The organism is Paenibacillus sp. J22R67, from assembly GCF_059692175.1.
On record NZ_JCAUAX010000006.1, the window covers coordinates 307,679 to 324,660 of the forward strand.

At 43.9% G+C, this 16,982-nt stretch carries 22 protein-coding genes; 15 read left to right on the forward strand and 7 right to left on the reverse strand.

The window, feature by feature from the left end; all coding sequences use genetic code 11:
- Positions 1-52: 52 nt before the first annotated feature.
- A complete protein-coding gene (locus tag AC58VC_RS23395) occupies positions 53-1,180 on the forward strand; it encodes a DegT/DnrJ/EryC1/StrS family aminotransferase (RefSeq protein WP_497371849.1) in 1,128 nt (375 codons plus the stop codon).
- 11 nt (positions 1,181-1,191) lie between these two features.
- Here AC58VC_RS23395 and AC58VC_RS23400 read toward each other — a convergent pair whose 3' ends face one another.
- Complete coding sequence (locus tag AC58VC_RS23400) at positions 1,192-1,359, reverse strand: hypothetical protein (RefSeq protein WP_497371851.1); 168 nt, start codon at positions 1,357-1,359, stop codon at positions 1,192-1,194.
- A 117-nt stretch (positions 1,360-1,476) separates the two neighbouring features.
- Between AC58VC_RS23400 and glmS the strand changes: the two genes are divergently transcribed.
- The 4 genes from glmS (at position 1,477) to AC58VC_RS23420 (ending at position 4,490) form a co-directional block, all read left to right on the forward strand.
- Positions 1,477-3,279 (forward strand): glutamine--fructose-6-phosphate transaminase (isomerizing), encoded by a 1,803-nt coding sequence (glmS, locus tag AC58VC_RS23405; RefSeq protein WP_497371853.1) that lies wholly within the window; start codon positions 1,477-1,479, stop codon positions 3,277-3,279.
- A gap of 8 nt (positions 3,280-3,287) precedes the next feature.
- Positions 3,288-3,629, forward strand: coding sequence for a helix-turn-helix domain-containing protein (locus AC58VC_RS23410; protein WP_497371855.1), 342 nt, complete (start codon positions 3,288-3,290; stop codon positions 3,627-3,629).
- Between the two features lie 7 nt (positions 3,630-3,636).
- On the forward strand, positions 3,637-4,020 hold the full coding sequence (locus AC58VC_RS23415) for a VanZ family protein (RefSeq protein WP_497371857.1): 384 nt from the start codon (positions 3,637-3,639) through the stop codon (positions 4,018-4,020).
- A 128-nt stretch (positions 4,021-4,148) separates the two neighbouring features.
- The gene (locus AC58VC_RS23420) at positions 4,149-4,490 is read left to right on the forward strand and encodes a helix-turn-helix domain-containing protein (RefSeq protein ID WP_145658206.1); all 342 of its coding nucleotides are present in this window, start codon (positions 4,149-4,151) and stop codon (positions 4,488-4,490) included.
- 19 nt (positions 4,491-4,509) lie between these two features.
- Here AC58VC_RS23420 and AC58VC_RS23425 read toward each other — a convergent pair whose 3' ends face one another.
- The gene (locus AC58VC_RS23425; protein ID WP_145659097.1) at positions 4,510-4,680 is read right to left on the reverse strand and encodes an anti-repressor SinI family protein; all 171 of its coding nucleotides are present in this window, start codon (positions 4,678-4,680) and stop codon (positions 4,510-4,512) included.
- 207 nt (positions 4,681-4,887) lie between these two features.
- Here AC58VC_RS23425 and AC58VC_RS23430 point away from each other — a divergent pair, with 207 nt between their 5' ends.
- The 3 genes from AC58VC_RS23430 (at position 4,888) to AC58VC_RS23440 (ending at position 6,994) form a co-directional block, all read left to right on the forward strand.
- On the forward strand, positions 4,888-5,754 hold the full coding sequence (locus AC58VC_RS23430; RefSeq protein ID WP_497371859.1) for a metallophosphoesterase: 867 nt from the start codon (positions 4,888-4,890) through the stop codon (positions 5,752-5,754).
- A 143-nt stretch (positions 5,755-5,897) separates the two neighbouring features.
- The gene (locus AC58VC_RS23435; RefSeq protein ID WP_497371861.1) at positions 5,898-6,095 is read left to right on the forward strand and encodes a hypothetical protein; all 198 of its coding nucleotides are present in this window, start codon (positions 5,898-5,900) and stop codon (positions 6,093-6,095) included.
- Positions 6,096-6,487: 392 nt separating this feature from the next.
- On the forward strand, positions 6,488-6,994 hold the full coding sequence (locus AC58VC_RS23440; protein ID WP_497371863.1) for a tyrosine-type recombinase/integrase: 507 nt from the start codon (positions 6,488-6,490) through the stop codon (positions 6,992-6,994).
- A 225-nt stretch (positions 6,995-7,219) separates the two neighbouring features.
- On the opposite strand, the gene AC58VC_RS23445 is transcribed toward AC58VC_RS23440, so the two are convergent.
- The gene (locus tag AC58VC_RS23445; protein ID WP_174806797.1) at positions 7,220-7,588 is read right to left on the reverse strand and encodes a helix-turn-helix domain-containing protein; all 369 of its coding nucleotides are present in this window, start codon (positions 7,586-7,588) and stop codon (positions 7,220-7,222) included.
- 124 nt (positions 7,589-7,712) lie between these two features.
- On the opposite strand from AC58VC_RS23445, the gene AC58VC_RS23450 reads away from it, so the two are divergent.
- On the forward strand, positions 7,713-8,150 hold the full coding sequence (locus AC58VC_RS23450; protein ID WP_497371865.1) for a hypothetical protein: 438 nt from the start codon (positions 7,713-7,715) through the stop codon (positions 8,148-8,150).
- Between the two features lie 410 nt (positions 8,151-8,560).
- Here the strand turns inward: AC58VC_RS23450 and AC58VC_RS23455 are convergent, their stop codons facing one another.
- A complete protein-coding gene (locus AC58VC_RS23455; RefSeq protein ID WP_497371867.1) occupies positions 8,561-8,989 on the reverse strand; it encodes a DUF2621 domain-containing protein in 429 nt (142 codons plus the stop codon).
- 127 nt (positions 8,990-9,116) lie between these two features.
- Here AC58VC_RS23455 and AC58VC_RS23460 point away from each other — a divergent pair, with 127 nt between their 5' ends.
- From AC58VC_RS23460 to ppnP, 4 genes are all read left to right on the forward strand, one after another.
- Positions 9,117-10,244: a deoxyribonuclease IV gene (locus AC58VC_RS23460; RefSeq protein WP_497371869.1), complete on the forward strand. Its 1,128-nt coding sequence runs from the start codon at positions 9,117-9,119 to the stop codon at positions 10,242-10,244.
- Between the two features lie 42 nt (positions 10,245-10,286).
- Positions 10,287-11,186 carry a formyltetrahydrofolate deformylase gene (gene purU / locus AC58VC_RS23465; protein WP_497371871.1) on the forward strand — a complete coding sequence of 300 codons (900 nt, stop codon included), beginning with the start codon at positions 10,287-10,289 and terminating at the stop codon, positions 11,184-11,186.
- A gap of 189 nt (positions 11,187-11,375) precedes the next feature.
- On the forward strand, positions 11,376-13,397 hold the full coding sequence (tkt, locus tag AC58VC_RS23470) for a transketolase (RefSeq protein ID WP_497371873.1): 2,022 nt from the start codon (positions 11,376-11,378) through the stop codon (positions 13,395-13,397).
- A 93-nt stretch (positions 13,398-13,490) separates the two neighbouring features.
- Complete coding sequence (ppnP, locus tag AC58VC_RS23475; RefSeq protein ID WP_145658187.1) at positions 13,491-13,808, forward strand: pyrimidine/purine nucleoside phosphorylase; 318 nt, start codon at positions 13,491-13,493, stop codon at positions 13,806-13,808.
- Positions 13,809-13,862: 54 nt separating this feature from the next.
- On the opposite strand, the gene AC58VC_RS23480 is transcribed toward ppnP, so the two are convergent.
- The 3 genes from AC58VC_RS23480 to AC58VC_RS23490 all read right to left on the reverse strand — a co-directional run bounded on the left by AC58VC_RS23480 (position 13,863) and on the right by AC58VC_RS23490 (position 15,359).
- On the reverse strand, positions 13,863-14,252 hold the full coding sequence (locus AC58VC_RS23480) for a hypothetical protein (RefSeq protein WP_497371875.1): 390 nt from the start codon (positions 14,250-14,252) through the stop codon (positions 13,863-13,865).
- Positions 14,227-14,772 carry an ImmA/IrrE family metallo-endopeptidase gene (locus AC58VC_RS23485; protein ID WP_497371877.1) on the reverse strand — a complete coding sequence of 182 codons (546 nt, stop codon included), beginning with the start codon at positions 14,770-14,772 and terminating at the stop codon, positions 14,227-14,229. The genes AC58VC_RS23480 and AC58VC_RS23485 overlap by 26 nt, the downstream gene beginning before the upstream one ends.
- 182 nt (positions 14,773-14,954) lie before the next feature.
- Complete coding sequence (locus AC58VC_RS23490; protein ID WP_497371879.1) at positions 14,955-15,359, reverse strand: helix-turn-helix domain-containing protein; 405 nt, start codon at positions 15,357-15,359, stop codon at positions 14,955-14,957.
- A gap of 153 nt (positions 15,360-15,512) precedes the next feature.
- Here AC58VC_RS23490 and AC58VC_RS23495 point away from each other — a divergent pair, with 153 nt between their 5' ends.
- A complete protein-coding gene (locus AC58VC_RS23495; RefSeq protein WP_497371881.1) occupies positions 15,513-15,932 on the forward strand; it encodes an ArpU family phage packaging/lysis transcriptional regulator in 420 nt (139 codons plus the stop codon).
- A gap of 226 nt (positions 15,933-16,158) precedes the next feature.
- Positions 16,159-16,977 (forward strand): minor capsid protein, encoded by an 819-nt coding sequence (locus tag AC58VC_RS23500; RefSeq protein ID WP_497371883.1) that lies wholly within the window; start codon positions 16,159-16,161, stop codon positions 16,975-16,977.
- Positions 16,978-16,982: the final 5 nt, after the last annotated feature.

Genomic DNA, 16,982 nt, shown 5'->3' on the forward strand with positions numbered 1-16,982 from the left:
GGCCTAACAAGTGTTCACGAATAAAAAGAGAATATATCTTTCCCCTCCCCACATGAGTGGGAATGAAATGACCTATATTCAAGATGCTTTCGATACGAACTGGATCGCTCCACTAGGCCCGCATGTCGATGCATTTGAGAAAGAACTTGCGTCCTACGTTGGTGTAAATGACGCGGCTGCGGTCAGCTCCGGAACGGCGGCCATCCATTTGGCGCTTCGGCTGCTAGATGTTAAAGCGGGAGATACGGTTTTTTGTTCAAGCCTCACATTTGTCGCAAGTGCCAATCCGATTGTTTATTTGGGGGCTTCACCGGTTTTTATTGATTCAGAGCCGGAAACATGGAACATGTCCCCTCAGGCGTTAGAGCATGCTTTGTATGATGCCGCCCAGAATAAGAAATTGCCTAAAGCGGTCATCGTCGTTAATTTATATGGTCAAAGTGCGAAGATGGACGAAATCCTGGCGATTTGTCAAAAGTTTAATATCCCCATTATTGAGGATGCGGCAGAATCATTAGGCTCCACTTACAAAGGAAGAGCAAGCGGTTCATTTGGTAAGTTTGGCATCTATTCCTTTAATGGGAATAAGATTATTTCGACTTCAGGTGGGGGAATGCTGGTATCCAATGAGGGCGAGGAGCTGAACAAAGCTCGTTTCCTGGCAACCCAGGCACGCGACTATGCGGCACACTATCAACACAGCCAGATTGGCTATAATTATCGGATGAGTAATGTATTGGCAGGAATCGGAAGAGCTCAGTTAGAGGTGCTGGAAGAGAGAGTTAACGCTAGAAGAGCAATTTTCAAAAAGTATGTTCAAGAGTTGGCCCATGTTCCAGGAATCGAGTTTATGCCTGAGCTGCCCGATACGCGTTCGAATCGTTGGCTTACAGTGTTAACTTTGGACGAAAATGAAGCTGGTATATCGGTTGAGGCCTTACTCGGAGCATTGGCGGAACAAAATATCGAGGCCCGCCCTGTTTGGAAACCTCTTCATATGCAACCTTTATTTGAAGGGGTTCCATTCTACCCTCATAGTGACAATGAGCATATATCTGAGCAATTGTTTGAAACGGGACTTTGCCTACCATCCGGATCTAGTATGTCGGAAGATGAGCAAATGCGGGTTATCGAATGCATCAAGGAGTCATTGATTAAGGCGAAAAGCATCAGTGTTTAACACTTGCATGTTTAAGTGCCTTCATGCATTTTCTGTCCATGATGCTGCATCTTTTCAAACAAAGCTTCTTTCATTTCTACATCAAGGCAGTCTCTATAGAGTATAGAATTGTATGCATGCAAGACCTTATGGTAAGTACGCTGCGCCTTTTTCCATACACTCGTCGAAAGTGAATACATGACATAATCCCTCCCTTTGTAAAAACTTATGAGGGAATTGCATCATGTATTCAATGAAAAGCTAATTTATTCCCTGGATGTTCTTTATTAAGAATTTTATTTCAAAGGAGATTTAAAATGTGTGGAATTGTAGGATATATCGGTAATCAGGATGCGAAAGCAATCTTGATTAAAGGATTAGAAAAACTGGAGTACAGAGGATACGATTCTTCCGGAATAGCTTTATTGAATGAAAGAGGTACACATATTTACAAAGAACAGGGACGGATAGCGGCACTGAGCGAAGTCATCGATCATCAGGAGACGGCGGTAGTTGGCATTGGTCATACTCGATGGGCAACACATGGCAAACCTAGCCGCAGAAATGCACATCCTCATCAAAGTAGCAGCGGCCGCTTCACCATTGTACATAATGGGGTTATTGAGAATTTCGAAGAAATCAAGCAGCATTATCTTTCTGGAGTGCCTTTCTCAAGCGACACGGACACAGAAGTTATTGTTCAGATGATGGAGAAATTAGTGGGGAGCGGATTAGAGGTTGAGAAAGCTTTTGGGCAATTGCTCTTGGCAATCAAAGGTTCTTACGCGGTCGCTTTATTAGATAACGAAGACATCCATACGATTTATGTTGGTAAAAATAAAAGTCCCTTGCTCATTGGACTAGGCCAAGACTTCCATGTAATCGCAAGTGATGCTATGGCGATGCTGCAACTAACGAATCAGTTCGTGGAATTAATGGATGAGGAGATGGTTATCCTTCGCCAACATTCAAAAACGATTAAAAATTTGAGCGGAGAGCTCATTCAGAGGAGGCCATTTCAAGTAAAGCTTGATGCTAGTGATATCGAGAAAGGGCTCTACCCGCATTATATGCTGAAGGAAATTGATGAGCAGCCCTTTGTCATTCGTAAAATCGTTTCTAAATATCAAGATGGTAATGGAGATTTGATCATCGATCCGAACATTCGCGATAGCATGAAGGAAGCGGATCGTATCTATATCATTGCTTGCGGAACAAGTTATCATGCTGGGTTGGTTGGTAAACAGTTGATTGAGAAAATAGCCGAGATCCCCGTTGAAGTTCATATCGCAAGTGAATTTTTATATAACAGACCCATCCTGTCCACTAATCCGCTCTTTATCTTCATTTCTCAAAGTGGAGAGACAGCGGACAGCAGAGGAGTATTAGTAGCCATCAAGCGGCTGGGTTATCCAACATTGACGGTTACCAATGTACCAGGCTCCACTTTATCGCGTGAAGCGAATTTCACTTTACTCACACATGCCGGACCAGAGATCGCGGTAGCATCAACAAAAGCCTATACAGCACAAATTGCTGTATTAGCGATACTCGCATTCGATAGCGCACGTGCCAAAGGAATCCAGCACGATATCAATCCTTTCCACGAGTTAAGCCTTGCCGCGAATGCGATGGAAATTATGATTAACAAGAAGGAGATGATGGAAGAGAATGTCTGGAAGTATTTGAACGCGTCACGCAGCTGCTTTTTTATAGGGCGGAGCATTGATTACTATGCATGTCTGGAAGGCGCATTAAAGCTTAAAGAGATTTCGTATATTCAAGCGGAAGGTTTTGCAGGTGGAGAGCTGAAGCATGGGACGATTGCCTTGATTGAAGAGGGAACTCCTGTCATTGCACTGCTAACCCAATCCCATATTAAGGGAAATATAAGAAGCAACGTCCAAGAGGTTCTAGCACGCGGTGCCCATGTTTGTATGATCAGCATGGAGGGGACAGAGGAAAAGAACGATCAAATCGTCCTGCCTGCCATTCATGAGCATCTTACCCCGCTGGTTTCGGTCATTCCGTTACAATTAATTGCTTATTATGCAGCCGTATATCGAGGTTGTGATGTTGACAAGCCAAGAAATCTTGCCAAAAGTGTCACTGTGGAGTGATGATAACCATGATCGGTCAAAATATTTCAAGTATTCGTAAGCAAAGGGGGTACACATTGTCTGAGCTTTCCGAGCGGACAGGTATTTCCAAGTCCTATTTAAGCAATATCGAAAGAAATCTCAAACAAAACCCCTCGATTCATGTCATAGAAAAAATCGCAGAGGTTCTTAACGTTGATCTTAAGCTCTTACTGAAAATTACCGAAGATACGGGAACCAATCATCAACTGGATCAAGAATGGATGGATTTCATAACTGATTTGAAACAATCAGGTATCGCCAAGGAACGCATACATGAATTGAAAATTTTGATAGAGTTTATGAAATGGCATAATGATAAAGTTAACTAGGGCGAAGATGTTGATCTGGTGGTGCCTATTAGCTGTATTCTTAGGTGCCCTATTTCTAATCACTTCTCTTCAGGTTTTTACTAGTGAGCATACCAAAGTCATCGTTCAGCACCTAACAGGTGCAGATGAACAGCATGCCTATGCAACCAATGCCGTTATTCGTAAGACTGCACATGTGCTTATGTTTGGCATGCTAAGTATCCTTTTCTACCTAGCGTTCCGAAGGCGAACGAGTTGGTTACCATGGGTTTGCACGACACTGACTGCTGCTATAGATGAATGTTATCAGGCTTATGTACCAGGAAGATCCTCTTCACTTCTAGATGTGATGTTGGATTCTTTCGCTGCGTTATTATTTCTAAGAGTTATGGTGTGGCTAACAAGAAGATGATTCATGCAAGGCCTAAAAGCCCCTTAGGGGGCTTTTTTGTTCTTAATAAGATACATATTTGTTCTTTGCAGGGAATTCTGATATAATTATAAGAGCACCTATCACTTTAAGATAAGGGAAGATATGAAATGATTGGAAAACGTGTTCAACAATTGAGGAAAGAGAAGGGCCTGTCATTGACAGAACTCGCTGAACGTGCAGGGGTTGCTAAATCCTATATTAGCAGCTTGGAGCGGGATATTCAGAAGAATCCTTCTATTCAGTTTCTTGAGAAAATTGCAGCTGTACTTAAAGTACCCGTCGAGAGATTAATTGATGAACAGGATGAGACAGCGCAGGATGGACCTCAGCTCGATCAGGAATGGTATGACATTATTAAAGAAGCTATGTCATCTGGGGTGGATAAGCAGCAGTTTCGTGAATTTCTGGATTTTAACAAATGGAGAATGAAGCGACCAAACGACGAATAGGCGAGATAACCCTGTAGCTCTATGGGGACATACAAGGGTCATTTTCAGTTGAATTTTGTGACTTTTGAGTCGTTTGGAAAGGGCTTCTTAGGAATGCGCGAATTTCATCCATCGTAAAACCCATCTTACGAGCGCTCATAATAAGATCTATCCACTCCGTATCAAGTTCTTCCAAATCCGTCTGATGCATCTGATTCACAAGTGACCCCTCCAAAGCATTCTTTGTGATACAAATCGTATCTGGTAATTTATTATCGCACGTTTTTTATGTGAAATCAATCCCGTTCATATTAAAATTATACAAATTGTATCGGCGCTTATGTGACTCCCCTCGACAAATTCCGCATGAGCATCCGTAGTTAGACCTAGAGATACTCGTGAAGAAGGGGGACATAAAGTGATCAATAAGCGTATAGATCGCAGGACGTTTCTCAAACATAGTATGTCTGCTATTGGATCGTTGGCGATGCTTACGGGAGCAAGCGGTATATATGGCATTTTCGGAGAGCGGTATTGGATTCAGTTGAAAACAGTTCAACTTACCTACCGCCGGTACCCGGCAGCATTTGCAGGCATGCGAATTGTTCAGTTCAGCGATACTCACCTCGGCAAGTACTACAGCTTGGAACAATTGGCCCGAGTAGTCAAGCTGGTTCAGAGGCAAAAGCCTGATTTGATTTGTTTTACAGGAGACTTATTTGATTCTAACTATGGTGAATTAAGTGATGATGTGATCCCAATTCTATCGCGGCTTCAAGCCAGATTGGGGAAATATGCGGTTCTGGGCAATCACGATATGCGTCTGGACCCCAGTGGAGTAAAGGATGTGCTTGAACGATCCGGCTTTACTGTGCTAGTCAATGCAAACAAGTCGATTGAACAGGGAAATAGCCGTTTATGGGTAGTCGGAATAGATGAAATGTTCCATGGTAAACCAGATCTACCTCTCGCCTTAAAGGGGACGGAGGAAGATGAGTTCGTGCTGCTGCTCGCACACGAGCCGGATTTCGCGGATACCGCTTTGAAATTTCCGGTAGACTTGCAACTCTCTGGTCATAGTCATGGCGGACAAATTCGGATTCCTTTTTACGGGAGCCTGTTCACACCGGACCTAGGACAAAAATACCAGGTAGGACTTTATACCTTCGAGAATAGTGAGTTTCACGTTTACACAAACCGAGGGATAGGAACAACATTGTTGCCAATAAGGTTTAATTGTCGGCCTGAAATTACGGTGTTTGTCATAGACGGGAAGAAGCCATAACTAATAAAAAGCTCCGTCAGCTGATGCTGACGGAGCTTTTTATTTGGTTAATAGCAGAACCACTTTTTCCAAATATCGTATGAATCTAGACAATCGTTATCATCCCAATCAATGTCGTCCCAGTCGATGTCATCCCAGTCGTTGTGATTGTTGTTGTTGTTATTGTTATTGTTATTGCTGTTGTGATTATTATTATTGCTGCTGTTATTGTTACTGTTGTTATTGTTGTGGTTATTATTATTGTTGCTGTTATTGTTATTATTTTGATTATTATTGTTGTTGTTGTTGTTATTACTATTGTTATTGTTATTGTTGTTCTGGTTGGTACTTGTACTCCATAATTTGCTCAGATTAAACAAAGAAGTGAGTTGTGATAAAAAACTATTTTTCTGAGAATTTCCTGATTCATGACCCGAAGCATAAGCTGACACAGGAAACGTAATTGCACTGCAAATGAGAACGATAAATAGGAACCTAGCAACTTTTAACAATGTACGTGGCCTCCCTCCATGATTTGCTAAAGTATGAAAACGTTCTTTATTAAGAATTATACCGTAGATATTAGGTTTTGAGAACAGGAAAAGGCATAGATCATTTATCAAATTTGTGATACAATATGTAACATACAATAATTAGGAGGATTGATAGATTAAAAAATAATTAAGTTTATATGCAATAGCAAAAAGTAGATACATACAGTGAATTTTGATTATGGTCATGTGAGGTGCTATTCATGCAAGTTGTTCAACCGATAAGAGATCAAGAGAAAATTGAACAATTACAAGAGGTTTTAAAAGAACAATCGATTCGGGACTGGCTTCTCTTCACAATCGGGATTAATTCCGGACTCCATCTCAGCGATCTTCTATCACTGAAAGTGAAAGATGTGAGGGATCGAAATGTGGTAAGTGTTCGGGAGGAAAAAACGGGTAAAGTCAAGACGTTCCAGCTATCTCCACAGCTTAAGGCTTTTATCAAGGAGTATATTCAATATATGGACGAGGATAATTACTTATTTCCGTCACAACGAACTGGTAATCCTATCAAAAGAATTCGAGTCTATCGCATTTTAAATCAAGCAGCGAAGCAGGTAGGTTTAACAGATATCGGCACTCACACACTCCGTAAAACATATGGCTATCATTACTATTTAAAAACGAAAAATGTCTCTGTGCTTAGAGATTTGTTTAATCAATCCGCCCCATCCGTAACTTTGAAGTATATCGGTGTAAATAAGTAGAAATAGGCGATCATCGCCGCTCCGCCTCGCGTGGGATACATAACGTATCATGAATGGTGTGATCATGTTTTTTTACTTTTTAAGAAAAGCTGAGCGTTGGGAGTAGGTCCGCATTTATGAATCAAGAACTTAAGATTTCAATCGATATTCATCAGATTCTTCTCTATCTTGGCATCGAGAAACAGAAATTTCAGGCTCATCATGTAAAATTTGCTTTACAATCAACTACTCCAACGAACGCTCAGCCCTTACAAAGGCAATAAACCGTTTTGCTTCATCTGGTGAAAGCTTTCTGCCATCAACGGTCAATGAAAACTTTTGTAAAATATTTTCATCTGTTAAATCAAGATTTTCTACAAAGTCCCGAACATCGTTATCAAGAACAGTTTGCTGAAGGTTCGTGCGTCCAAGCAAATAGTCAATGGAAACATTAAAAAAGTTCGCTATCTTATTAATGGTTTCGTAATCGGGCTCACGGCGACTTGTTTCATAGTGAGAAAGGGATGCCCTAGATATTCCAATTTTAATGGATAATTCTTCTTGGGTTAGTCCTCTCTTTTCACGTAAGAGGGCAATGCGGTCTCCATACTTCAGCTTGATCATTCCTCACTGTTTATTTTTCTACCATTATATCCACTGTGTTTAACCAAATATACCAGAAAACCATTATAACAAAGCAAAGATTCATTTGACTAGATACAATATGTATTAAGGTGGTGTGAAGGCTTTGACTATCGGAAAAAGAAGCAAATTAACACTTACTTCCCCCTTAGGTGGTAAATTAACAATCGTTCAAATGTATGCGAGAAATATTCATACGAAATATGCAATGATTGATATTTTGGAATTAGAGAAGTCTCAATTTACCTTCGAAAGCTCATTGATTTTACCTACCGACAACGAAATCATATACGGTTTTGAGTTTATCGTTGCGAATCGAACGTTCCATTGCGAGGGCTGCATAGACCTTGTGAGTAAGAACAAAGATATTTATTTGTATAAAGCGGCAATTCAACCGAATAACTACGTAGAATTCGAATTGCTTTATGAAATAAATCAACTTGCAACTTTACATAATAAGGAATTTGCTAGGCTAACTAAAAGTTATGATCCAGACCGATATTACGATGACGTAATTGTCAATTACATGTGTTAATAGGAAGAAACCCCTTGTTAAGTTACGAAATGTATCTTATAATCATTTATATATACATAATGTAACAATAAACGACAATAAGATTCAGTAAAGGGGAGAGATTTATGTTTAACTTAGATATGGTGTATTGCGTGAAATGTGAATCAGTGATGTCCAGAAACAATGCGGAGAAAGTGTTCAAAACAGGGTATTATAAGACCACTATCCCACTGTGTCACTGTAAGGACTGCGCTAATGAGCGATTGGCGAAATTAAGTGCTGAGTTGTCCGAAGATTCACAGATTTGTTATTCTGGTTTTGAAGCCTCCGGATTTTTATTTACTACACAGGAGGCATGACAATGAGTCCGTTTGACAGCCGTCATAATAAATAAAGCCATCCCTAGATCCAAAGGGGTGGCTTCTTCATTTTTACTGAAGCAAATGCTTATAAGCGGTATAGTCGATCTGCTCCTTCTCAAGGAAGCTGGTCAAGCTGCGGTAATCACGCTTCGGAGTCGCCAGAATGTACCCTTCGATACAATGATCTCTCGTCACTTCATTAGCTTTAGCCTCCAAAGCAACCTGTGCGATTCGAGCGGCGATGGAATGTTTAGCAATATCTCTAAAAGGTGTTGGCACGGGAGAAACTAGCTGATCCAGAAATGCTTTGGAGTCTTCTGTCCATAGATGGCGAGAATTGTCGACATAATGATTTTGCCAATCAAGCTTAGACTTCCCGTCCTCTTTGGGGAGCACCTTCAGGAACTTGCGAAACATGAAGAATCCGCCTACAGACATGAAGAACAGCAGGACAAAAACCCAGAAAATAATGAACCACATGAAAAAATCGTTAGCCATATATTTGTCACCTCACTACCAAACAGTCATATATGATAAGAATTATACCTTATTTCTAGATTTCTTGCGACAATGCGAGTAAAATAGGAAGGTAGTAGATAGACACTCAATAAAGGAGCAATGGATCATGCCCAAAATTGGCTCACACGTTTCGTTCTCAGATAAAGGCTTATTAAATGCAGCAGAAGAAGCAGTTTCATACGGTTCTTCCACGTTTATGATATACACAGGCGCACCGCAAAATACGCGCCGCAAACCGATTGAGGATCAATATATTGAAGAAGGCAAGGCCTTGATGGACAAGCATGCAATGAACGAAATTGTTGTTCATGCTCCTTACATCATTAACTTAGGTTCCTATAAAGAGGATACCTTCGAACTAGCTGTTCGCTTCCTTCAAGAAGAGATTCGCCGGACTGCATACATTGGTGTGCGTAATATCGTTCTTCACCCAGGTGCCTACACGGACAAGGATGCGGAGTATGGCATCGCTCGGATCGCTGAAGGTTTGAATGAAGTACTGGCTGGCGTGAAGGACACAGACGTGAATATTGCCCTGGAAACAATGGCTGGCAAAGGCACCGAAATCGGCCGCAGCTTCGAGGAACTAGCAGAAATTATGGAGCGCGTGGAGTTTAACAACAAACTTACGGTTTGTATGGACACTTGCCATATTCATGATGCTGGTTATGATATTGTTAACGATTTGGATGGCGTATTGCATCATTTTGATAAAGTAGTTGGCTTAGAGAAGCTTGGCGTCATTCACTTAAACGACAGTAAAAACTCTCGGGGGGCTTCGAAAGATCGTCATGCGCCGTTAGGCTCGGGCTGGATTGGCTTTGAGGCGATGAATAATATCGCTAATCATGAGAAACTGCAGCATTTACCGATGATTCTAGAGACGCCGTGGATCGGGAAAGAAGACAAAACGCAGCGTCCGATGTACGAGGCGGAGATTGCACTCTTATCCGGCAACCTCAAAGGCCGCTTCGGTGAAGAGTTCTTGGATCATGTAGAGCGAATTGACCATTTGTTTGGCAAAAAGGATATTCATTTCCGCGATTATGTGCTGAAAACTTGGGACATTTTGAAAAACGATGCGAAAGCCAAAAAAGCAGACGGTCGAGAGCCGCTAGAGCGCTTGTATGATATATTGCATGAAGAAAGATTGTTGTCCGACCTAAGTGAGGAACAGCTTAACCAACGTCTTATCGTTTGGCTTGCAGGTCAGGATATACTGAAAAAGGCTTAATACAGATAGCATAGAGAGTAGAAAGCAACTAGGGGGATTCACATGGAACGGGGAAATGCAAATAGCCTGTCTCGTAGGGAGAGCGAATGGGCGAATAGAGCAAGAATGTTGATCTCCTGCCCGGATCAGCCGGGCATCGTGGCGGCAGTGTCACAGTTTCTTTTTGAATATGGCGCGAATATCGTGCAATCCGACCAGTATACGATGGATCCGGAAGGCGGTATGTTTTTCATCCGGATCGAGTTCGATTTGGATAAGTTGGAGAGCCGTGTAGAGCAATTGAAAGAGGCTTTCTCTGTTGTTGCTGATAAGTTCTCCATGGATTGGAGTCTGTCACTAGCTAGTCAGAAGAAGCGCATCGCAATCTTCGTCTCGAAGGAAGATCATGCTTTGCTTGAGCTTCTTTGGCACTGGCGCGCTGGCGATTTGAATGCGGATATTGCGATGGTTATCTCTAATCATCCAGACATGCAATCGCTGGTAGAGCCTTTCGGCATCCCGTATTACCATATTCCAGTTACGGCGGATACGAAGGCTGAAGCGGAACGCCGCCAGCTTGAAGTCGTGGGAGACAAAGTGGATGCTATTGTATTGGCACGCTACATGCAGATTGTCTCGCCGTCTTTCATCAAACATTACTCGAATCGCATCATTAATATTCATCATTCGTTCTTGCCAGCCTTTGTAGGTGGTAAGCCGTATGCCCAAGCGCATAACCGCGGCGTGAAAATTATTGGTGCAACCGCGCACTATGTGACGGAGGAATTAGATGGTGGACCTATTATTGAACAGGACGTTCAACGGGTTAGCCACCGCGATAATGTAGAGGATTTGAAGCGAATCGGCCGCCATATTGAACGCATTGTTCTTGCCAGGGCTGTTGCTTGGCATGTGGAAGATCGCATTATTGTTCATAATAATAAGACTGTCGTTTTCAATTGATGGGAAAACTAGGCTGTATCCAATAAGGATACAGTCTTTTTTGCTGGTGAGCGCAATTCCGACGAGTTTTAACGGTTTATTGTGGCAAAGCCTCAAAGCAAATGGTACAATAATGCAAGCGAGAAAAGTCACTTGTATGTACAAGTTAAGACTTAGGTAAGTAGAGACATATAGGAGGGAATTTTCGAAATGACAGCAACAAATAAAACAATCGAACAATTAGCAGTTGACACGATTCGTACTTTAGGTATCGATGCCGTTGAGAAAGCTAAATCAGGACACCCTGGTATGGTCATGGGGGCTGCTCCAATGGCGTACGTGCTGTGGAAACAGCATATGAAGCACAACCCTGCTAATCCGAAATGGGTCAATCGTGACCGTTTCGTACTTTCTGCGGGTCACGGATCCATGTTACTATACAGTCTGCTTCACTTGTGTGGATATGATCTGCCGATTGAAGAGATCAAAAACTTCCGCCAATGGGGAAGCAAAACACCAGGACATCCGGAATACGGTCACACGCCAGGTGTCGATGCAACAACCGGTCCACTTGGACAAGGGATTGGTATGGCAGTAGGTATGGCTATGGCAGAAGCTCACCTGAGAGAGACATATAACAAAGAGAACTTCCCAGTAATCGACCATTATACATACGCGATTTGTGGTGATGGTGACATGATGGAAGGCGTTTCCTCGGAAGCGGTATCCTTAGCAGCTCACCTGAAACTGGGCAAATTGATTATGCTTTACGATTCAAATGATATCTCGCTTGATGGCGAGCTGAATATGGCATTCTCAGAAAACGTTCATGCACGTTTTGAAGCTTATGGCTGGCAAGTACTGCGCGTAGAAGAGCAAAATGATCTTGCTGCAATCTCCAAAGCGATCGCTGAAGCGAAAGCTGATACAACTCGTCCGACTTTGATTGAAGTGAAAACAACAATCGGTTTCGGTAGCCCGAACAAAGGTGGAAAAGGCGGTCACGTTGGACCTCACGGCTCCCCACTTGGCGGCGACGAAGTGAAATTGACGAAACAAGCATACGGCTGGCCAGAAGAACCAGACTTCTTGGTTCCTGATGAAGTTCGTGCCCACTATGCGGAAATTGGTAAAGAAGGCGCTGCAGCTGAACAAGCTTGGAGCACTCTTTTGAATGATTACATCAAAGCTTATCCGGAATTGGGTAACCAATTCAGCGCTGCGGTTAATAACGAACTGCCAGCAGGCTGGGATGCGAACCTTCCGGTTTACAGCACATCGGACAAGCCTATGGCAACTCGTGTTGCTTCCGGTAATGCGATCAACGCGATTGCTCCTTTGCTTCCACAGTTAATTGGTGGTTCCGCGGATCTAGCGAGCTCCAATAATACGATGATCAAAGGCGAATCCAATTACAGCGCGAGCAACTATGCTGGCCGTAATTTATGGTTTGGCGTTCGTGAGTTCGGTATGGGTACGGCAATGAACGGTATGGCTCTGCATAGTGGCGTTAAAGTATACGGTGCAACATTCTTCGTGTTCTCCGACTACCTACGTGCGTCCATCCGTCTAGCGGCACTTATGCAGCTACCGGTTATCTACGTTCTGACACATGACAGTATCGCAGTTGGTGAAGATGGACCAACGCATGAGCCGATTGAGCAATTGCCTGCGCTTCGTGTTATTCCAGGTATTACGGTTATTCGTCCTGCTGACGGAAACGAAACGTCCGAAGCATGGCGTTATGCGATTTCCCAAGCAACGGGTCCAGTTGCCCTTGTCTTGACTCGTCAAAACCTGCCGATTCTTGAAGGTGCAGTTGAAGGCGCGAAAGCGAACCTGAGCAAAGGTGGATATGTTGTATCCGATGCTGCAAACGGTAAGCCAGATGCTCAAATTCTTGCAACAGGATCCGAAGTACAATTGGCTGTCGCGGCGCAAAAGCTGCTACAAGCTGAAGGTATTAACGTTCGCGTTGTCAGCTTGCCGAGCTTGGAACTGTTCGAGAAACAGTCCAAAGAATATAAAGATTCCGTCATTCTTCCAGATGTCAAAAAGCGCCTAGCTGTTGAGATGGCATTCCCACTTGGTTGGGAACGTTATGTTGGCGACGAAGGTTCTATCTTGGGCATTTCCACGTTTGGTGCATCCGCGCCTGGCGATTTGGTTCTGAAAGAATACGGCTTCTCAGCAGAGAACGTTGTAGCTAGAGTCAAAGCTCTACTCGCTTAGAACAAACATAGCCGCGTTAGTCACAAAGCCATAGCCCACCTCGCGTGGGCTTGGCCTTATTTTATAGCCATTTTAGAGGGGGAACTATTGATCATGTCCAGCTTTGAAAATGTAACGGTATTGACGAAAGCTAATGTTTATTTTGATGGTAAAGTAACCAGCCGCACGGTGCAATTCGCCGATGGCACGAAAAAAACTTTGGGTATTTTGCTTCCGGGTGAGTATGAATTCGGAACAGATGTGAAAGAAATTATGGAAATCCAAGCTGGTGAGCTGAACGTCCTTCTTCCAGGTAGCAGCGAATGGATCAGCATCAATGGACAAGGTGAGTTCACCGTTCCAGCTAATGCAAAATTCAAGCTTGAAGTGAAAACAGTTAGCGATTATATCTGCTCTTATATTAGTGAATAGATCATAATATCCCATACATCTGGTGAACATTGTTCATGGATGTGTGGGATTTTTTTATTTTGGGGGCTTGCGAGAGTCATTCCAAGGGTATAAAGTGCGAACATCCATCTGAAGTACTTCCTCGATGTCATTCATCCGCAGCCATAGCTGCTGGATATCGAAGAGTCCTTCCAGTTGTGCGGCATGTCGAAGCTTCAAGCTGGAGAGGGAGATGCCAATAGCGTGGGGGCGTTCCGGATTGACGATGAGGTCCTCCATTAACACAGTGATACCGACATCGAGTTCGTTGATGTCTTCCATGTTCAGCTGTTGAAAAGGTGCTCCCAGCGGTATATATAGCGAATTTTTGCTAAAATCAAGCTCGTTTGGGCGAAAACGCAGCGATATGAGGATCGGCACGATGCCCTCATCATGATAATCATAAAAGACGGTTAGTTTTGCCACCTGCAGGCACCCCCTTGGATTTTAAAAACTCCAGCTTGTTCATGATCAAACGGGTTCCTTCGGACCAATTAGACGAATCGTATTTCTTGTTTGTCTGGCCTTGTGTATTTTGTTGGTATTCATAGTCGAGTAACCCCTGTAGAACACGCCTTTCAATTTGATCAATCCGCGCTTTGGCCAGACGGAAAGTGACCTGGAATTCTTCAGATAGATACGCGATCATTTCATTCTTGTTCTCGGGCAGCGCGAGGTTCTTCAGCATGGAGAGGGGAATGGCAGCGTAGAGCTGGAAGGCGGATGCGTCCTGCTCCTGCCAATTCACATAACGATCAGGCATCGCCATCTGGTTGCCGGAATGCCGGAGAACATGGCAGAGCTCGTGCAAGAAATCTTCCCACTGCTCCTTAGGGGAGAGACGACGGTCAACGTTAATGCTGAATTGCCCGTTATTTTCGACCGCCATACTGTTCATATCCATGGTATACACCCAAATGCGCAGCTTAGCCGCCAAATGAGTCATGCAAAGCTGAGCTGGCATTGTGATTTCATGCTGCTCATATAACGCTTCGACCCATTGTTCCAGAGGGGTAGTGTGATAGTGAGTAAACAGGGTAAACACCTCGATATGATTAAAATGAGAATATATGTTCGATTTATAAGGATAAAGAAAAGCCCGTTGGGCTTAACTTCATATCATATGTACTATTGCTCGCTATCCGGCGTACGGTTGATCTGCTGCTCTTTGATGAAGTGCCAGAAACGAAGCATTTCGTCCCGTCGTTCCTTGGGCGCACTTTGGAAGTCCTTAAAGAATAGGCTGACCTCAGGATCATCGATGTTACTAACTCCGGGTCCGGTAGGCGCTTCCAGTGACTCTTCATCCGTCGGCGCAAAGCCAGCAAGCAGCAAGAGCTCGTCCTTGTCAGCGCGATTAAGCGAGTCAGCTAGCGCGATCACCGTTTCCCTAGATGGGCTGAAGCGGTTATTTTCTATGGAGTTAATAAACGAATAACTAACACCGGACCGCTCTCCAAGCTCTCTAAGGGTAAAATGATTCTGTTTGCGCAGCTGCCGGATTCGAAGGCCGAACTGGACCATATCTTTCATCGATTCATCACCTGCTACTTATTGTAAATGGTTTGAGGTACAAAAAACAAGCGTTTTTTTCGTTTCTCAAAACTTTTGTGTTGAAATTATAAACAAGATTAGCGTATGATTTGTTTATAATTTCAAAACGACAAATTTTGGGAGATGATGAGGATGTTGGAACAAATATTACATATAGATCAAGATCAGGTGGACAAGCGGGCTACACGGAAAAAGGTGGAGAGCCTGCTTGAGACGGTTCGTTTGTACCAGACACTTGGAGGCGTGCGTAAAGATAACGGCAGGCATTATGCGCCAAAAGTGGCGGAGGAGCCTGCTGAATATAACGTGGCTTTCGCGTCAGAGGAGCAGGCAGCGCTCTTGCTTGCTGAGGTTGAGCAGGCGCTGTCGCGACTGGATGAGCAAGAGGAAGAGATTATACGTAGACGTTATTTGCAGAAGGAGAAAATGTTAGATTACTTACTATGTTACGAGGTGAATTTGAGCGAGCGTACCTATCGAAGGGTGAAGGCACGCGCGATGGAGAAGCTGGCTTACATGCTGCGGGCAGAGGTGCTCCGAACGCTTGGTTAGTGTGGTTGTTTGTTGGCCGCTTGTTGGCAATGCATTCGATTGGAGGCATGGTAAGATCGATGTGTAGACCAAGAAGGCGGTGATGCTGCTGAAGAAGATTGAAGTGATTAAGCTCTTAAGGCCTTTAAGCAAGGCTTAGCGGGAGCAGAAGCGAGGAAGTGGTTGTTGTAAAGAAAAAAATGTTTTGAATTTCAAAACAAATAACCGAAGAGAGGTGAGAGAATGAATGAATAACATGGCCAAACAATTGGCGCTGTTTTTACAAGCGAAAGGAGAGGGAACGCTCGGCACTGACCTGTTCGTGGATAGCGAATCTCAGAACCCCGATGAGGCAGTTACAATCTGCCATGTCGGAGGCAGCGCTGAATTCAAACTGGATGCGCCTGGCAGTTGGCGCAAGTTGAGCCTGCTGGTCAGAAGTGCAACCACTGAGGGCGCGCAGGAGAGAATCTGGCGCATCATTGGTCGGATGCTAGAACCGGAGGAAGGCACCATTCAGGTGGACGGCGGGCAGTTTACGGCGCAAATTACGTCGCTGCCAGCTGTACAGGCTTTGGATGCAGAAGGCAGATACGCTATGAAAGCTGTCTTCCTGCTTAAGCAAATCAAGCCTGTCGTCGAATCGTGGCTGGAAGCTATCTCCCAGTTCACGGAAACCGCACTTGGCGGGCAATGGCGTGTCTATCGCGGTTTCAATGGAACCTGTCGACCGGCAGTCTCATGGCAGTGCACGGGTTGGCATAGCGCAGCAGCCTCGAGAGGCGTTCAACAGCTGTCCAAGCAATTCGTTGGCCATATAGCTGCTAGGTCGGCAAGTGAATACCAGCTGGCAGCGCAAGTGCTAATGCTTGGCTTGGCTGAACAGGCCAAATTGCCACTTGGTGGATTGGGCGGCAGATGGTTAACGGTGCTGGATGCTCAAGCTGCGATTCGCTCAGGCGATTTGTCTACGGGCGTGCTGACGGTGACGTTGACAGGTGCTGCTGGGGCAGCGCAAGGTTCAACACCATTGATAGCTGGCGTTCACACAGAAACAAAAATTTAAGAATG

Bases quoted from the DNA above. Each gene is read 5' to 3' on its own strand.
- AC58VC_RS23500 (WP_497371883.1), top strand. From the start codon at position 16,159: ATGAATAACATGGCCAAACAATTGGCGCTGTTTTTACAAGCGAAAGGA.
- AC58VC_RS23415 (WP_497371857.1), top strand. From the start codon at position 3,637: ATGTTGATCTGGTGGTGCCTATTAGCTGTATTCTTAGGTGCCCTATTT.
- AC58VC_RS23410 (WP_497371855.1), top strand. From the start codon at position 3,288: ATGATCGGTCAAAATATTTCAAGTATTCGTAAGCAAAGGGGGTACACA.
- purU (WP_497371871.1), top strand. From the start codon at position 10,287: ATGGAACGGGGAAATGCAAATAGCCTGTCTCGTAGGGAGAGCGAATGG.
- AC58VC_RS23400 (WP_497371851.1), bottom strand. From the start codon at position 1,359: ATGTATTCACTTTCGACGAGTGTATGGAAAAAGGCGCAGCGTACTTAC.
- AC58VC_RS23455 (WP_497371867.1), bottom strand. From the start codon at position 8,989: ATGGCTAACGATTTTTTCATGTGGTTCATTATTTTCTGGGTTTTTGTC.
- AC58VC_RS23425 (WP_145659097.1), bottom strand. From the start codon at position 4,680: ATGCATCAGACGGATTTGGAAGAACTTGATACGGAGTGGATAGATCTT.
- AC58VC_RS23490 (WP_497371879.1), bottom strand. From the start codon at position 15,359: ATGAAAGATATGGTCCAGTTCGGCCTTCGAATCCGGCAGCTGCGCAAA.
- AC58VC_RS23495 (WP_497371881.1), top strand. From the start codon at position 15,513: ATGTTGGAACAAATATTACATATAGATCAAGATCAGGTGGACAAGCGG.
- AC58VC_RS23420 (WP_145658206.1), top strand. From the start codon at position 4,149: ATGATTGGAAAACGTGTTCAACAATTGAGGAAAGAGAAGGGCCTGTCA.
- AC58VC_RS23395 (WP_497371849.1), top strand. From the start codon at position 53: ATGAGTGGGAATGAAATGACCTATATTCAAGATGCTTTCGATACGAAC.
- AC58VC_RS23440 (WP_497371863.1), top strand. From the start codon at position 6,488: ATGCAAGTTGTTCAACCGATAAGAGATCAAGAGAAAATTGAACAATTA.
- ppnP (WP_145658187.1), top strand. From the start codon at position 13,491: ATGTCCAGCTTTGAAAATGTAACGGTATTGACGAAAGCTAATGTTTAT.
- AC58VC_RS23485 (WP_497371877.1), bottom strand. From the start codon at position 14,772: ATGACTCATTTGGCGGCTAAGCTGCGCATTTGGGTGTATACCATGGAT.
- AC58VC_RS23460 (WP_497371869.1), top strand. From the start codon at position 9,117: ATGCCCAAAATTGGCTCACACGTTTCGTTCTCAGATAAAGGCTTATTA.
- glmS (WP_497371853.1), top strand. From the start codon at position 1,477: ATGTGTGGAATTGTAGGATATATCGGTAATCAGGATGCGAAAGCAATC.
- tkt (WP_497371873.1), top strand. From the start codon at position 11,376: ATGACAGCAACAAATAAAACAATCGAACAATTAGCAGTTGACACGATT.